The sequence below is a fragment of the Thalassospira sp. Z349TD_5 genome, assembly GCF_056173045.1.
The window spans coordinates 3,097,501-3,113,048 of the sequence record NZ_CM149654.1 but is presented as its reverse complement, the minus strand read 5'-3'; the positions used below and the strand labels follow the sequence as shown (position 1 = coordinate 3,113,048).

At 52.9% G+C, this 15,548-nt stretch carries 15 protein-coding genes (1 of these 15 running past the window's edge); 8 read left to right on the top strand and 7 right to left on the bottom strand.

Annotated elements, in window-relative coordinates:
* Positions 1-71 precede the first annotated feature (71 nt).
* Together AC0VXT_RS14430 and AC0VXT_RS14425 are read left to right on the top strand one after the other, a co-directional pair.
* Complete coding sequence (locus tag AC0VXT_RS14430; RefSeq protein ID WP_475545973.1) at positions 72-1,178, top strand: ATP-dependent 6-phosphofructokinase; 1,107 nt, start codon at positions 72-74, stop codon at positions 1,176-1,178.
* A 59-nt stretch (positions 1,179-1,237) separates the two neighbouring features.
* A complete protein-coding gene (locus tag AC0VXT_RS14425; protein WP_475545972.1) occupies positions 1,238-1,702 on the top strand; it encodes a TIGR02444 family protein in 465 nt (154 codons plus the stop codon).
* 57 nt (positions 1,703-1,759) lie between these two features.
* Here the strand turns inward: AC0VXT_RS14425 and AC0VXT_RS14420 are convergent, their stop codons facing one another.
* Positions 1,760-2,377 carry a UbiX family flavin prenyltransferase gene (locus AC0VXT_RS14420; RefSeq protein WP_101299938.1) on the bottom strand — a complete coding sequence of 206 codons (618 nt, stop codon included), beginning with the start codon at positions 2,375-2,377 and terminating at the stop codon, positions 1,760-1,762.
* Between the two features lie 115 nt (positions 2,378-2,492).
* Here AC0VXT_RS14420 and AC0VXT_RS14415 point away from each other — a divergent pair, with 115 nt between their 5' ends.
* Positions 2,493-2,657 (top strand): YdcH family protein, encoded by a 165-nt coding sequence (locus tag AC0VXT_RS14415; RefSeq protein WP_081649532.1) that lies wholly within the window; start codon positions 2,493-2,495, stop codon positions 2,655-2,657.
* A gap of 467 nt (positions 2,658-3,124) precedes the next feature.
* The gene (locus AC0VXT_RS14410) at positions 3,125-5,020 is read left to right on the top strand and encodes a propionyl-CoA synthetase (RefSeq protein WP_475545971.1); all 1,896 of its coding nucleotides are present in this window, start codon (positions 3,125-3,127) and stop codon (positions 5,018-5,020) included.
* A gap of 111 nt (positions 5,021-5,131) precedes the next feature.
* Here the strand turns inward: AC0VXT_RS14410 and AC0VXT_RS14405 are convergent, their stop codons facing one another.
* The 3 genes from AC0VXT_RS14405 to AC0VXT_RS14395 form a co-directional block, all read right to left on the bottom strand.
* Positions 5,132-5,944 (bottom strand): DeoR/GlpR family DNA-binding transcription regulator, encoded by an 813-nt coding sequence (locus AC0VXT_RS14405; RefSeq protein WP_276650644.1) that lies wholly within the window; start codon positions 5,942-5,944, stop codon positions 5,132-5,134.
* 170 nt (positions 5,945-6,114) lie between these two features.
* On the bottom strand, positions 6,115-6,795 hold the full coding sequence (locus AC0VXT_RS14400; protein WP_022733126.1) for a DUF1013 domain-containing protein: 681 nt from the start codon (positions 6,793-6,795) through the stop codon (positions 6,115-6,117).
* 315 nt (positions 6,796-7,110) lie between these two features.
* Entirely contained in the window at positions 7,111-8,130 is a 1,020-nt protein-coding gene (locus AC0VXT_RS14395) for an NAD(P)H-quinone oxidoreductase (protein WP_475545970.1), read from the bottom strand.
* A 128-nt stretch (positions 8,131-8,258) separates the two neighbouring features.
* Here AC0VXT_RS14395 and AC0VXT_RS14390 point away from each other — a divergent pair, with 128 nt between their 5' ends.
* Positions 8,259-8,453 carry a DUF1192 domain-containing protein gene (locus tag AC0VXT_RS14390; RefSeq protein ID WP_475545969.1) on the top strand — a complete coding sequence of 65 codons (195 nt, stop codon included), beginning with the start codon at positions 8,259-8,261 and terminating at the stop codon, positions 8,451-8,453.
* A 549-nt stretch (positions 8,454-9,002) separates the two neighbouring features.
* Positions 9,003-9,452, top strand: coding sequence for a DUF1465 family protein (locus AC0VXT_RS14385; RefSeq protein ID WP_475545968.1), 450 nt, complete (start codon positions 9,003-9,005; stop codon positions 9,450-9,452).
* 132 nt (positions 9,453-9,584) lie between these two features.
* Here AC0VXT_RS14385 and AC0VXT_RS14380 read toward each other — a convergent pair whose 3' ends face one another.
* Both AC0VXT_RS14380 and rpmE read right to left on the bottom strand, forming a co-directional pair.
* Entirely contained in the window at positions 9,585-11,399 is a 1,815-nt protein-coding gene (locus tag AC0VXT_RS14380; RefSeq protein WP_475545967.1) for an adenylate/guanylate cyclase domain-containing protein, read from the bottom strand.
* Positions 11,400-11,657: 258 nt separating this feature from the next.
* Positions 11,658-11,882 carry a 50S ribosomal protein L31 gene (gene rpmE / locus AC0VXT_RS14375; protein ID WP_022733132.1) on the bottom strand — a complete coding sequence of 75 codons (225 nt, stop codon included), beginning with the start codon at positions 11,880-11,882 and terminating at the stop codon, positions 11,658-11,660.
* 280 nt (positions 11,883-12,162) lie between these two features.
* Between rpmE and cyaY the strand changes: the two genes are divergently transcribed.
* Together cyaY and AC0VXT_RS14365 are read left to right on the top strand one after the other, a co-directional pair.
* Positions 12,163-12,495, top strand: a complete 333-nt coding sequence (gene cyaY, locus AC0VXT_RS14370; RefSeq protein ID WP_022733133.1) for an iron donor protein CyaY — start codon at positions 12,163-12,165, stop codon at positions 12,493-12,495.
* Between the two features lie 46 nt (positions 12,496-12,541).
* Positions 12,542-14,338 carry an ABC transporter transmembrane domain-containing protein gene (locus AC0VXT_RS14365; protein ID WP_475545966.1) on the top strand — a complete coding sequence of 599 codons (1,797 nt, stop codon included), beginning with the start codon at positions 12,542-12,544 and terminating at the stop codon, positions 14,336-14,338.
* Between the two features lie 190 nt (positions 14,339-14,528).
* On the opposite strand, the gene AC0VXT_RS14360 is transcribed toward AC0VXT_RS14365, so the two are convergent.
* Positions 14,529-15,548 carry the 3' portion of a peptidoglycan DD-metalloendopeptidase family protein gene (locus tag AC0VXT_RS14360; RefSeq protein WP_475545965.1) on the bottom strand. The gene runs 282 nt beyond the window's last position, so only the last 1,020 of its 1,302 coding nucleotides appear in the window; the start codon falls outside the window, past its right edge; its stop codon occupies positions 14,529-14,531.

Genomic DNA, 15,548 nt, shown 5'->3' with positions numbered 1-15,548 from the left:
TATCAGATAGTGGACCCATATGATTTGTACCACCTTTAAAAACAAATCTGCCGATAGCCGGAGGAAAGTGCATGCGGATCGGAATTTTGACCAGCGGTGGCGACTGTGCAGGGTTGAATGCCGTCATTCTTGCTGTGGTGCGTCGTGCGGTGCTTGGCTATGGCTGGGACGTGATTGGTATCCGTCAGGGTGCGCACGGTTTGATGCAGGACCCGCCACAGGCAGTTGATCTGAATGATCAGGTCAATAATGACGCGATGCTGCGCATGGGCGGGACGATCCTTGGCACGATTAACAAGGGCGACCCGTTTAACTATCCCATGCCAGATGGCAGCTTTGCCGACCGTTCCGATGACGTGATTAGAGGTTATCGCACTTTGGGGCTGGATGCGCTGATTGGGGTTGGTGGGGATGGCAGCATGGAAATCCTGCATCGGCTGGCCATAAAGGGCGGCATCAATCTGGTCGGGATTCCCAAAACCATCGATAACGATCTGGCACTGACCGAATATTCGGTGGGCTTTACCACGGCGGTTAATGTTGCGGTCGAGGCGCTTGATCGGTTGCAGCCAACCGCAGCATCCCACGACCGGATCATGATCCTTGAGGTCATGGGGCGCGATGCAGGGCATATTGCGCTGTTTGCCGGGGTTGCGGGCGGTGCCGATGCCATCCTGATCCCGGAAATGGATTATGATCTTGATGCGCTGACCGAGCATTGTCTGAACATTCGTAAACGTGGACGCAATCATGCCTTGGTGATTGTTGCCGAGGCCGTCAAACGCGATGATGGTGCGGCAGTGACACAGGGCAATGACGGCCAAAAGGCCCGATATGGCGGCATTGGTCATTGGTTGGCCGATGAGTTGGGCGCGCGGACAGGCTGGGAAACACGTGTGACGGTTCTGGGCCATGTCCAGCGCGGCGGCATTCCATCCCCACGTGATCGGGTGATTGCATCGGCCTTTGGTGTGCATGCGGTTGACCTGATCGCCGATCAGAAATTTGACCGTGTTGTCGCATGGTCGAAACGCAAAGTGATCGATGTTGCGATGAAGGATGTTATTGTTGGCCCGCGCCTGGTTGATACCGCAGGGACAATGGTTTCAACGGCCAAGGGACTTGGGGCCTATATCGGGCAGCCGCCAAAGATTGCACGCACGGCAAAGACGGTGTGATCACCACACCACCGCAAAGCACGTTAAAGAAAACAAAAAACAAACAGGTTGGGTTTTTGATGGACCATGAAGATGTCTGGCGTTTTACGGTCGAGATGTATGGCCGTGACGGGGTCGCACCATTATTTTTGACCCTTCAGGAACGATGTGGACTGGATGTGAACATGATGCTGTTCATGTTCTATCTGGGACAGAAAGGGCGTGCACCACATAGCATTTCGGCACTTGAAATGGCGGTGAAGGATTGGCGCGACAAGGTCATTATTCCGTTGCGCCAAACGCGGCGCTATTTGAAAAATCAACCCCGCGAAACAGCGCAGGCCTTACGTCAGAAAGTCAAATCAGACGAATTGCAGGCCGAACGCATTGAACAGCATATCCTGTGCGACGCGGTTGAAACGATTGAGGCCACTGACCCGCTGGCGGCGGCCCATGCCTATTTATCGCCAAACCGCTTTGATTTGACGCAGGCGGAATGTGATGATGCGTTTGATCAGCTTTGTCTATTGATGGGGTTGCGCTGATACGCTGGTGTTGCGCACATCGGTGCGATGCAAACCATACTGCGTCGCGGCCCGAGGTTATTCGCGGTTTCGCGGCTTGCCGGTAACGGGGATGTGGTTTTGGGCATCTTCATCGCCCCAGCGTGCGGTTTCGGGCAGATCAATGTCAAACAGATCAAGAATCCGTCCGCAGCTTTGGGTGACCATCTCATCAAGGGATGTCGGGCGGGCATAAAAGGCCGGAACGGGTGGGGCGATAATCGCACCGTTTTCAGTGGCTTGCGCCATGTTGCGGATATGTCCGGCATGCAGCGGGGTTTCGCGCGCCATCAGGACCAAACGACGGCGTTCCTTAAGCATCACATCAGCAGCCCGTGCGATCAAATTATCTGCGACTCCGCTTGCGACCTCGGCCAATGACTTCATCGAGCAAGGGGCGATCACCATGCCGCGCACCCGGAATGACCCCGACGCAATCGGGGCCCCAATGTCCGCATTGTCATGCAGCACGTCTGCCATGTCCTTGATTTCGCGAATTTTGTAATCGGTTTCATAGGCGATGGTACGCTCGGCCGCCTTGGAAAGAACCAGATGGGTTTCAATCGGCGTGTTTTTGAGCAACTGCAAAAAACGTATGCCGTAAATCACCCCGGAAGCACCGGTTATGCCAATGATAAGTCGATCTTTTTGCGTCATGCCGATCCTTGCTGGACTGTGTTCTTGTTCACGATGATGATTGAAACACTGGAAATCATGTTACAAAATTAATACCATCTTCTTGTGGGCAATGTCAGATATAAGGAGTAGGCGAATGAGCGTTCAAAGCCATATCGAAGCTCTAACTGCCAAACACGCTGCACTTGAGCAGGACCTCCATCACGAGCAGCGCCGACCGGCGCCAGATGATTCCCTTGTCGCAGACATTAAACGTCGCAAGCTTGAAATCAAGGACGAGATAAACCGAATAACCCATTAGCCGTCCGGGCATGGCCGTAATCACGTGATGATCAGCGTGAACGTGCCAGTGCTGACGGTGTAGCGACCTCGTAAAATCCAATCCTTTATCTTTTGCCGCCTCCGACTGTCGCCCACGACGTGAGGCGGCATTCTCGTGGGCGTCTTTCAAACATTCAATTTGGTTCAGACCCTAATCCTCCCCAAATATACGGTGAGGCCGACGCACCTAGATCACGCCGGCCAAATGACAGGTGTTTTGGAGTAATAATAATCTGCACGTTTCTGCGGATTTTTGGCTCTCTACCAATGTCTAAGGGGTAATTGGAGATTAAATCGGTATTATGATGCCGATTTATTGGCGCATGCCAGTTCAACTGCCCTCTGACCTGATTGTCACCGTTTAATTTATCGGTCAGGGGACTGCGCGCCACACAGACGCATACCATTTGGGCATCAGACCCAACTTTGCGGGAGGACGTTTTGCCTATGACCGGTCGCTATCAGGAACTCTATGATCGTTCGATGACCCACTCGGAAGAATTCTGGGCCGAAGCCGCCCAGAAACTGTCCTGGTATAAAAAGTGGGATCGGGTTCTCGATGACAGTAACGCCCCATTTTATCGATGGTTCAGCGGTGGCGAGGTCAATACCTGCTTCAACGCGCTGGATCGGCATATCGAAGACGGACGCGGTGATCAGGCGGCCCTGATTTATGACAGCCCAGTAACGTCCACAGTTGAAACATTCACCTATACCCGTTTGCGCGACGAGGTTGCGCGTCTTGCCGGGGCGTTGCAGGCACGCGGTGTGACCAAAGGCGACCGGGTGATTATCTATATGCCGATGATCCCGCAGGCCGCGATGGCAATGCTGGCCTGTGCGCGGATCGGGGCGATCCATTCCGTTGTGTTCGGGGGCTTTGCCGCCAACGAGCTGGCAACGCGCTTTAATGATGCAAAACCAAAACTGGTTATGGCGGCCAGTTGCGGCGTCGAAGGAAGTCGGGTGATTGAGTATAAGCCGCTTCTTGATCGCGCGATCGAGCGTGCCGATCATAAACCCGAGAGTGTTTTGCTGTTTCAGCGTTCGCAATGCGAGGCACCGATGCAAGATGGTCGGGATTATGACTGGGTTGTTGAATGTGCCAAGGCTGCCCCAGCAGACTGTGTGCCAGTCGCGGCCACCGATCCGCTTTATATCCTTTATACGTCGGGAACCACGGGGCAGCCAAAGGGCGTTGTGCGTGACAACGGCGGACATATGGTCGCACTGCATTGGTCGATGAAGAATATCTATGGCGTTGAGGCCGGTGATGTCTATTGGGCGGCATCAGATGTGGGTTGGGTGGTCGGTCATTCATACATTGTCTATGCGCCGCTTTTGGCAGGCTGTACGACGATCATGTATGAAGGAAAACCGGTTGGAACACCTGATGCCGGTGCGTTTTGGCGGGTGATTTCACAGCATCAGGTCAAGGTGCTGTTTACGGCCCCAACGGCCTTTCGTGCGATCAAGCGTGATGATCCCAATGCAAAGCTGATGGGCGATTACGATCTAAGCTGTTTTGAAGCGCTTTATCTGGCCGGGGAGCGTTCCGATCCCGATACCCTGCAATGGGCGGAGAAAAGTCTGGGTGTGCCGGTGATTGATCATTGGTGGCAGACCGAAACCGGCTGGCCGATTTGTGCCAATCCGCGCGGGGTCGAATTGCTGCCAATTAAATATGGGTCACCGACGGTTGCTGTCTGTGGCTGGGATGTTCAGGTGGTGGACGAAGGCGGCAATTGCCTTGAACGGGGCAAGATTGGCGCATTGGTTGCCAAGTTGCCGTTGCCGCCGGGAACATTGCCGACGCTTTGGCAGAACGAAGAACGATTTAAATCATCCTATCTGGAAGAATTCCCGGGATATTACGCCACCGGGGATGCCGGCTTTATTGATGAAGATGGCTATATCTATGTCATGTCGCGTACCGATGACATTATCAATGTCGCCGGGCATCGTTTGTTGACGGGCGGCATGGAAGAAGTTCTGTCAGGCCATCAGGATGTTGCCGAATGTGCGGTCATTGGTGTGCATGATGATCTTAAGGGGCAATTGCCGCTGGGCTTTGTGGTGCTGAAATCCGGGGTGACCCGACCGCACGATACAATCATTGCTGAAATTGTTGCGATGGTCCGCGATCAGATCGGCCCGGTGGCGGCATTCAAGCAGGCAACGATTGTGGATCGGTTACCCAAAACCCGGTCGGGTAAAATACTGCGTAAAACAATGCGGTCGATTGCTGATGGGGAAAGTTACAACACCCCGGCGACGATTGATGATCCGGCGATTTTGCCAGAAATTGCTGATGCGCTTAAAGAGATCGGTTACGCCAAATAACGCAAGCTCCTTCACCTTGCTTGCACAAAGAAACACCCGTCATTTTCCCAATGACGGGTGTTTCTTTGTGCGTGCCGTTACGTTCGATACCAAGAGCGAGAAGGGAGGACCTTAGCTATCGTCGTTTGGCATGAAAAAGGTCGGGAAATCGGCGTTTGCTTCGGGGATGTGAAGATCAACTCCGGCCTTTGAGATCATCTGTGAGATGTGATCAGGCGGCAGGCGGTCGGTAAAGAATGCGGTAACCTGTGTGATCGAACCGCCGCGAACAACCGCATTGCGTCCAAACTTGGTGTGATCCGCAACCAGATAGTTTTTGCGCGAATTCTTCAGGATGGCGGACCGGGCACGGACTTCCTGTTCGTCGAAATCAAGCAGACTGCCGTCGCTTTCAATTCCGCCGACCCCAAAGATACCGTAATCAACTTTGTAGCTGTTAAAGAACTCTTCGACTTCGGGGCCAAGCACGTCCCGGTCACGGTTGCGCAAGCGTCCACCGATTAGGGTAACGTCAAAACTGTCATTGGTTGCCGCAACATAGGCAACATTCAGATTGTTGGTAAATATCCGTAAATTGCGATGTTGCAGCAGCGCGCTTGCCACCAGTTCCGGTGTGGTACCAATGGAAAAGAACAGCGATGCTTCGTCGGGAATCGCACGTGCAACCAGTGCCGCAATTTTACGTTTTTCGTTAACGTTGAGAACCTTGCGCGCCCGATAGGCGATGTTTTCATGTTCAAGGGCGGGTTCAACGCCGCCATGGCGGCGGCGCAAGAGGCCTTCTTCACACAGGGCGTTTACATCCCGTCGGATCGTTTGTGGTGTGACGTCAAAGCGTTCTGCCAATTGCTCGATGGTGCGAAAACCATCGGCGCGAACAAGTTCAACAATGCCAGCTTGGCGTTCGGTTGGACGTTTTTGCATGGAAACGTTTCTTCGGTGTTGTTCGTCTGAAAAGCTGGCGCATGGTATGCTGCGCGCATGTCGGTTCCGTTACAGTTTAACGGCGTTCATATGAAACAAATCATACGCACTTTTTGTGGGACGGCTCAAAGAAAAAAGGCCGCCTGTAAAAGGCGGCCTTTTGAAAGAAATCAGGAACGGAAGAGGTTTTCCGCGGCTTCCATGTAATCGGAAGTCTTGAGGTCTTCTTTCTTGTCGCTTTTTTTCTTGCCCGGGAAATCTGGTTCCGGATTGATCTGCAACTCTTCTGGCAGCGGATCGGGCTCGACGTTGGTGACAATCTTTTCTGGATTTTTGGAACGCGCGATCACGACCTGTTTTTCAAGGTCAAGTTCGGTGCAAAGGCCCATTGTCACCGGGTTACGCGGTGCAAGGTTTGCTGAGTTCCAGTGGCTCTTGTCACGGATTTTGCCGATCGTGTCCTTGGTGGTACCGATCAGTTTGCAAACCTGTGCATCTGACAATTCCGGGTGATGCTTAAGCAGCCAAGCGATCGCATTCGGGCGATCCTGGCGCTTGGAAACCGGGGTGTAACGGGCACCTTTGGACTGCGCGCGCGGGCGCGGCAAATCGCTTTTGGCCATTTTCAAAAGAGCACGCGGGTCTTGTTCGCAACGCGTGATTTCTTCCTGGGTCAATTGGCTGTTGGCGACCGGGTCACGGCCAACAATGCCCTGACTGACGTCACCGTCGGCAATGGCCTGAATTTCCAGCTCGTGCAGTTCGGTAAAGGCAGCAATCTGCCGGAACGACAAGCCGGTATTGTCGATAAGCCATACAGCGGTTGCTTTGGGCATGAGGGGCTGTGCCATAATTCCTCCTAGTTTCCTTTTATCTCTCTGGAGACCGGCGATGGGTCTAAGCCCAAATACGCAGGAATGTATGCCCCAGAATATAATCTCTTTTGGTGATCCGGCAATGCTGCGAAGGCAACCACGAGTGTTGCCGCGCATCAACGGACCCGCCACAGCGTTCTTTTCGATCAATGTGCGGTTAAATGCAACAATCTGTTGCGGGTTTACCAAAAGAATATTTCTTCCGCGTGCCGCAATCTATGGACTGTCACCCAAGATCGGTCAGACTTTACGTGCCAACCGTTATCCGTAAGCGATTGAAAGTGCCTCAATCTACACCTCAAGTATCACTTTTCCGACATGGGCGCCACCCTTCAAAATCGCGTGGGCGTCATTGGCATCACAAAGCGGCAATGTTTTATAAATCACCGGTGCGATTTTGCCCGACTCAATCAATGGCCATACCTTTTCACGCAGGCTTTGTGCAATCGCACCTTTGTTTGCCACCGGCTGTGCGCGCAGTGTTGATCCCATCAGGGTCAGGCGTTTAAGCAATAGCGGGGTGAAGTTGGTTTCGGCCTTTGGACCATTCAGGAAAGCAATAATCAGAATACGGGCTTCGACGGCGGCTGCCTTGAAGTTGCGACTGACATAATCGCCCGCAACCATATCAAGGATGACGTTTGCGCCTTTGCCATCGGTGGCGGTTTTGACTTCTTCGACAAAGTCGTGGGTTTTGTAATTGATGGCGATATCGGCGCCAAGTTCCCGGCAGGCCTGACATTTCTCGTCAGTTCCGGCGGTCGTGATGACTTTGACACCAAATGCCTTGGCCAACTGAATGGCGGTTGTGCCAATGCCCGACGTCCCGCCGTGCACAAGCAATGTTTCGCCCGCGCTCAAACCGGCCTTGTCAAACAGATTGTGCCAGACGGTAAAGAACGTCTCGGGAAGGCCCGCGGCCTCAACCATGCTAAGCCCGTTTGGCACCGGAAGGCACTGTGCGGCGGGTAGCGCAGCATATTGGGCATAGCCACCGCCGGTCACCAAGGCGCAGACTGTGTCGCCAATCTGCCAGTTCGTGACATCTGCACCGACGGCAACGATTTCACCGGCCAGTTCCAACCCGACAATTGAGGATGCACCGGCTGGTGGCGGGTACATGCCCGCAACCTGCATCAGATCAGGGCGGTTGACCCCGCTTGCGCGAACACGCACCAGAACGTCTTCTGGTCCAAATTCGGGCAGGGCCGTTTCCCCCAATGCCAAATAAGGCTTTTCACGGTCGTTGCGTATTTCGATGGCCTGCATGTGTTTGGGCAAGTCGGGCTTTTGCAAATCGGACTGTGACATAGCGACCTCCGTGGCGAATGGAAACATTTGTGCCTATCTCATAACGGTAAAAGACGGCTGGGAAAACCAACAAACCCTTAAATCAACGAACGCGTGCAGGTATGATGTTCGCAGCAATTTAATGGAGGATGGTCGTGAACGAGGATGATCTGGTAGCCGCGAAGGCGAAAGAATTTGGTTTGCCACGCAATCTTGAAGGCATGTCTGTAGACAGTTTGCATGCCTATCGCACCGCGTTGGAACAAGAGATTGCCAATGTCGAGTATGCGCTTTCACACCGTGAAGGTGCGTTGGCCGGGGCACAGGCGCTGTTTAAGTCCTGATGGCAATATCGACCTGTCTAGCAAAGCAGACAAGGTCCTCGTTTCAAGCAATCATTTGACCGTGGTCTTGCCCGGTGCATGTTGTGCGTATCAGGTGTCACCGTTTATTAGACGTAAGGATGAATTTTTAAACCTTGGGTTAATTGAAATTTAAACTTGCGGTCTTATATATGGAATACGGGTCACTTGTTGACCCCTTGTCGAACGTGATGTTTCGATGCCTCCCTGTTAAACTGGACCGCCCTTCATTAGGGCGGTTCTTTTTGTTTAGTTGATTAGTGAATTGCTTGTGTAAGCGGGCTTGTCCCATGTGAGAAAGATCGCGCAGGGACATACGGGTTAATACGTATTGTCACAATTGTGCAATTAATAGCCTTGACCGCTTATGAACCGCTGGCTAATGTTCGCGCACAAGAAGAACAAAACTTAAAAAAAGTCCGGCAAGTTTAGCAGGTTGAGGTGAGGCCGCCCTAAAAAGGGCGGTCTTTCTATTTGGTGCTCAATAGAACGATCCTTGAAGCATGCCTGTGTCTTTCCAATATACTTTAAATGGACCAAGAGCACCCAGCGGCGTCAGGTCAGGCGTCCTACAAAAGCAATTTCGCAGTCGTTCATTTTTCGCGAACCTATGATGAGGCCTTCACCTTGCTTGTGGAGGCACGAAATTACCTTTCTGCACATAGAAAAAATCGCGGAAAACCGGGGCGATCTGTTGACGCCATGACGCAATGCTTGGAAGAAATGCGTATGACAACGCGTTTGATCCGCGCGATGGGGTGGCTTTTGACAGTGCGGGCGGTTGAGGCCGGTGAAATAGACTGGGACGAAGCCGTTGATACGGACAATCTCATGACCGATCTTCGGGTCTGCATTGATGATCAATGCGCACAATGTGCATTCCTGTCGCCAGAGTTGCTTGATCTTATGGAACGCGCCCATGGGCTTTATATGCGCGCGGCACGGATGGAGCTTCAGGTGGCTGCGCGGTGCAATGCCTGATATCCCGGTTTCTCCCCCAACAAACACCCTAAGACGGGGCCTCCTCCCATACACGGTTAAACAGCCTGTGCATGAGCATGGAGGGCGGTTAGAAATATGTCTGCGGAAAGAGGGGCTTGGTGGGTGAGCTGCTTAGATGCGTGAGGTCGCGGAAAACACTTCTATTGGCTCGGCAAAGCCCTTCATCGTACGTGTGCCCTGAGAGGTAAAGTTGGCGCGACTGCCAGCATAGGTGTTCTTGGTGTTCTGGGACACCAGAATTTCGTCCCCGCCAGCTTGGGCGCAAACGCGTGCGGCAAGCTGAACGACAGTCCCAAACAGATCATTTTCTTCGGCAATGGCCTCGCCACTATTAATCCCGATCCGGATCTGGAATTTCAGGTCCTGACTGGCGTTATGTGACGCCATGTTTTTCTGGATTTCAATTGCGGCTTCAACGGAGCTTGCCGAAGACGGGAAGACGGCCATGATGCCGTCACCCATATGTTTGACTTCCTTGCCATAGTTATTGATCAAGGCCGTCCGTACGATCTGGTTATGGATATGGACCATTTGCTGCGCGCCGTGATCTCCCAGTTCCTGTGTTTTCTGGGTCGAATTGACGATATCGGTGAACATCAGCGCATGCAGTTTTTTTCCAGCAGTACCTTGCGGCCCGGCGGCGGGCTTTTCGCTCCAGCTTTCCAGTGCCTTTGAGACGGATACATTTATGCTGGTTTCATCTTCGATATAAGAGGCCATGGATTGGCGTCCTGCGCCATACATGTCCTTATATTTCGGCTCAAGGATGTAGTTGTCTACATTCTTGCAAAACGTGTCTGCCATGCCTTTGTTGGCACCAAGGGCCGTAATGCAATCACGTAGAACCGCGCGGCCATCTTTTTGCTGAAGAGCATTCTTTTCACTGCATGCATCACATGCCCCGGCGACATAAAGGTTCACACCGAATTTGTGATAGGCATCCAGATTGGGGACATTTTTGCGAATTGCGCGCATTGAGCCGGAGATAAATGCCTTCATTTTGTCGCGGGTCTTACGCATATCGGGCGTTTCGACAAGCGGTGCATCAGGAATATCGTCGCTCTGTACGGTTTCGTTGCCGTTGGCGTTATCCTCGGGTGATACCGGATCGGTGTTCTCGCTATCCTGCGGGACATCGTTTTCGCTGATTTCAGCGGCAAGCTCGGCAGCCGACTTCTTCGATCCAGACATTTCCGAGGAGTTATACCCTCCAAACGATCCATGGCCGCGCGATTGAGCCGCTTTTACGCTGCGCTGGTTCGGTTGTGATGTTCGTGCTGATGACGGGTTTCTGCCGTTACCTTTGTATTTTTTGGTAACCGACATCAGCATCGGTACGACGCTGGCAAGGAAGCCGACGGTAAAGGAGACGAAGTTGGCCTTGTCGTAGAAGCCCTGACTAATGGTAACACCCATACTGGGCAGATATTCAAGCCCCTTTGCCGCGGCAAGCATTGCGGCGAGCCCAATCGCGATAGAAACACAAAAGGCGATCGCCATCTTCAGGATAAGACCGATCAGCCCATGTTCACCAGATTGAGTACTGTTGTGTCTTACGACGGGTTTTTTGGCCGGTGCAGGTTTTTGTGCTTTTGGGGCGCAATTTGCCACAGGCTGCTCAAACGCTGCCGGTTTGTTCGCAGGTTTTGGCGCAGGGGCCTTGGCTTGCTTGTCAGGGGACGCTTTGCCGCCTTTGTCGCGGGTTTCGTAAATGACGTAGTCGTCGGAGCTGTTGGTGCCGTGATTGTAAACTTCGCGAATCACCTTTACCGCAGATACATGTGCGGCACGTTCGATCTGCTTTGCTTCTTCTTCGGCCTGCTTTTTTTGCGCACCACTAAAGTGGGCGTGGATTTGCCAACGCCCTGAACGGTCTTTTACATAGACCTCATAACTTACCTGGTTACGCGCAGCCACTTGGTTCATTTACAAGCCTGGTAACTCTTACAAACCGAAACAGACAGCAAATTCGATGCTGACACAGTACGGCGAATTGTGAATTATGGCAAAAAAATGCCCGATTCACCATCAGATATGACGGTGCAGTCGATTATTTGACGGTTTTCAACAGGTTTTCTGTCGGATGGAGCCGCCGATTTGGTCCTCTGGCAAAGAAAAACGCCCGCGGCATCAAGAAGATGCGGCGGGCGCTGATCCGTAAGAACACAAAGAAGTGTTCTTTGCTTAATTACCGATGTTGAAACCAGCGAAGCGCTTTTTGAATTTCGCAAGCTGCCCGCCGCTATCGAGAAGACGGTGAACACCAGTCCAAGCCGGGTGGCTTTTTGGATCGATGTCGAGCTTCATCAGGTCGCCAGGTTTACCCCAGGTTGACTGAGTGGTGAAGCTGCTGCCGTCAGTCATCTGAACGGTGATCTCATGGTAATCGGGATGGATATCTTTTTTCATCGCCTAATCACTCCGGAATTTGAAGCGCGGTGTATAGTGTAAAAAATCGGCTCGCGCAACCCCTGTAACCGGTAATTATCCGATTAACGTAAATAGATAGGGAGTGCAGTAGCGATCTCGCGGTCGTTTAGCAGTCCAGAGCCCACGTTTCAAGCTTTTCTCGCAGGCACGTTCTTATGCATACTTGCACAGCACTCTTTATATAGTATGGTGCGCCAACAAACGATTATCGCCTATGCGGGGGCTTGGTTTCCCGCGATGACAGACGGAGAACAGGACTGTGGCCCTTGAGGAAACGCGCTTTCATCAGATTGCAGACGACACCATTGAAAATCTCTCCGACACCATTGATGACGCGCTGGGGGACTCCATTGACGTCGATTTGCAGTCAGGAATTCTGACCATCGAACTCGATTCGGGTGAGCAATTCATCGTCAATAAGCACGGTCCCAACCGTCAGGTCTGGCTTTCGTCACCTGTGAGTGGTGCCAGCCATTATGACTTTGACGACGATAATGAGACCTGGACCTCGACCCGTGGATCCACGACCTTAAACGATCAATTATCTGCCGATCTGGCTGTAAAGACCGGGCATAAACTTGATCTTGGCTGATCTGTGATCGGCTTTCGTGTTTCCTTTGAGTACGGGATAGGGTGCCGTGGCGCGTAGACCTTCTGCTTCCGCAAAATTGTCCGACCGCGAAACAAGTCGGGATATGTCCTCTTTACGGGCAATCTTGCCGTTTATCGCGCCCTATCGCCTGCAGCTTGTCGGGGCGCTGCTTGCGCTGGTGACGGCATCCGGTACGGTATTGGCGTTGGGCAATGGTTTGCGCATGCTGGTCGATCAGGGCTTTGCCGAAGGTGATGGCACGCTGCTTGATCGTGCGCTGTTTGTGCTGTTTGGGGTGACTGTACTGCTCGCGGGCGCAAGTTATGTGCGGTTTTATCTGGTGTCGTGGATTGGCGAACGTGTGGTCGCTGATATCCGGTCGGCTGTTTATCGCCATATCATCCGACTTGATCAGGGATTTTTTGAAGTTACCCGCACGGGTGAAGTTCTATCGCGGCTTACCACCGATACGACACTGCTTCAGGCCGTTATCGGGTCTAGTGTTTCAATCGCCCTGCGTAACATCCTGATGTTCATTGGTGGGCTGTCGATGCTGGCCATCACCAGTCCCAAGCTGACGGCGCTTGTGCTTCTTGTCGTGCCATTGGTGGTTGTGCCGATCATTGGTTACGGTCGGCGCGTGCGGCGTTTGTCACGCGAGTCTCAGGACCGGGTTGCCGATGTCAGCGCCTTTTCCGAAGAAACGCTGAATGCCTTGCGCACGGTGCAGGCTTATACCCACGAAGAAATTGAAAGTGCCCGGTTTGGCGGTTTCGTCGAAGGCGCCTTTAAAACCGCAGTTGCACGTATCTCGGCGCGCGCTCTTTTGACCGCCATTGTCATTGTCATGGTGTTTGGCGCGGTTGGAACGATCCTCTGGATTGGCGGGCATGATGTTCTTGATGGCACGATCTCGGCGGGTGAGCTTTCTGCATTTGTTTTTTATGCTGTGGTGGTTGCCGGATCTGTTGGCGCGATCAGCGAAGTGATCGGGGATTTGCAGCGCGCTGCGGGTGCCGCCGAACGGCTGGTGGCGTTGCTGGCGACCAAGCCGTCAATCGACGCACCTGAAAATCCAATTGCCTTGCCAGTGCCCCATCAGGGGTATGTCAGCTTTGACAATGTGACGTTCCATTACCCGGCACGACCGGATAATTCCGCGCTTGAAGGGTTTTCGCTTAAGGTAAAGCGCGGCGAAACGGTTGCCCTTGTCGGGCCGTCAGGTGCAGGAAAAACCACGGTGTTTCAGCTTTTGCTGCGGTTTTATGATCCCGACAGCGGGATCATTTGCGTTGATGATGTCAATATTCGCGATGCCAACCCGGTTGAGGTGCGCGAACGGATCGGGCTTGTTGCGCAGGATCCGGTGATCTTTGCTGCCAATGCGTGGGAAAATATTCGCTATGGCCGTCCGGACGCATCCGATGAGGACGTCCGTGCCGCCGCCGATGCCGCATACGCCACTGAATTCCTTGAACGCTTGCCCGAGGGTTTCGACAGTTTCCTTGGCGAAAAGGGTGTTCGATTGTCGGGCGGACAACGTCAGCGTATTGCCATTGCACGCGCGATCTTGCGCAACCCGTCGGTGTTGTTACTTGATGAAGCGACCAGTGCGCTTGATGCTGAAAGCGAACAGGTTGTTCAAAAGGCACTTGAAACCATCATGAAAGAACGCACCACACTGGTCATTGCCCATCGTCTGGCAACCGTGCTGCATGCGGACCGGATTGCGGTGATTGATGATGGTAAACTGGTTGCCATTGGCTCCCATCAAGAATTGCTCGAAAGCTCACCGCTTTATGGGCGCTTGGCAAAGCTGCAATTTGAACGCGATGCTGCCTAACAACCTTTAAAGTCTCACCGTTGATTTGATGTTCCGTTACAAAAGCCCCTGCCAACTGGTCAGGGGCTTTTTTGTCGGTACTTCAGTGCTGTGACGTTAACGCGTGAAGGACCGGGCGATGCCGCCAACAAAAAAGCCCGCCGGTTTGGCGGGCTTTTGTCTGGCAATATATTGCCGTGTTGGATGGTGTTTAGTCCGCGCTGGCGATCTTTCTGTTTTCAAGTGACAGTTCGGCATATTGCTTGCGCAGGATTTGTGCGTCGGCCAGAAATGTCTCAAGCTCTTTGTCTTTAAGCTTTTTACCACTTGGCATCTTGATCCGCATCGGATTGACCTGCACGTTGTCTTTGAGGATTTCATAATGCAGATGCGGTCCGGTGACACGGCCGGTTGCGCCGACATAACCAATAACGTCGCCCTGTTTAACACGTGATCCCTGACGCAGGCCTTTGGCAAAGCCTGTCATGTGGGCATAGGCAGTTGAGTAGGAATCATTGTGACGAATGCGGATATAGTTACCATAGCTGCTATAGGGGCCGATCCGCGCGATGTTGCCGTTACCGGCTGCAAAGATCGGGGTGCCCGGTGGGGCGGCAAAATCGACGCCCTTATGCATTTTGGTATAGCCAAGAACCGGATGCTTGCGACCACCATACCCCGACGACAGGCGTGCGCCGTTGATCGGGGTACGCATGAGGGCACGACGATAAGACTCACCCTTCTGATTATAGAAGTCGGTGTCGCCATGGCTGTCGGTATAGGAATAAAGCCGGACTTCATGACCGCTCAGCGTCATGCTGGCGTAAATAACATCACCATACCGAACGCGTTCGCCGGCATCGTTGTTCAGTTCCTGATACATCACTTCAAAGCTGTCGCCCGGCTGGATGTCGCGCTGGAAGTCGACCTCATAGGAATAAAGCTCGATCATTTCCATCAGAACCGGCAGGGGAACACCGTTACGTTCAGCGGCAAGGAACAGGCTTTGTTCGATCGTACCTGCCGCAACATTCTGTGCCATCGTCAGTTCGATCTTATCTGACGATGCATTAAAACCATCGTCAGTGCGTGAGACGGAAACAATTGTTTCTGGGTCTGGCTGGAAACTTAAAACATCAAGCAGTTCATAACTGTCTTGCGTGTCACCGGAATACACCAGTTCAAATTCCTGACCGGCGCGCAATTTGCGCGGATTGTAAACATCACGCAG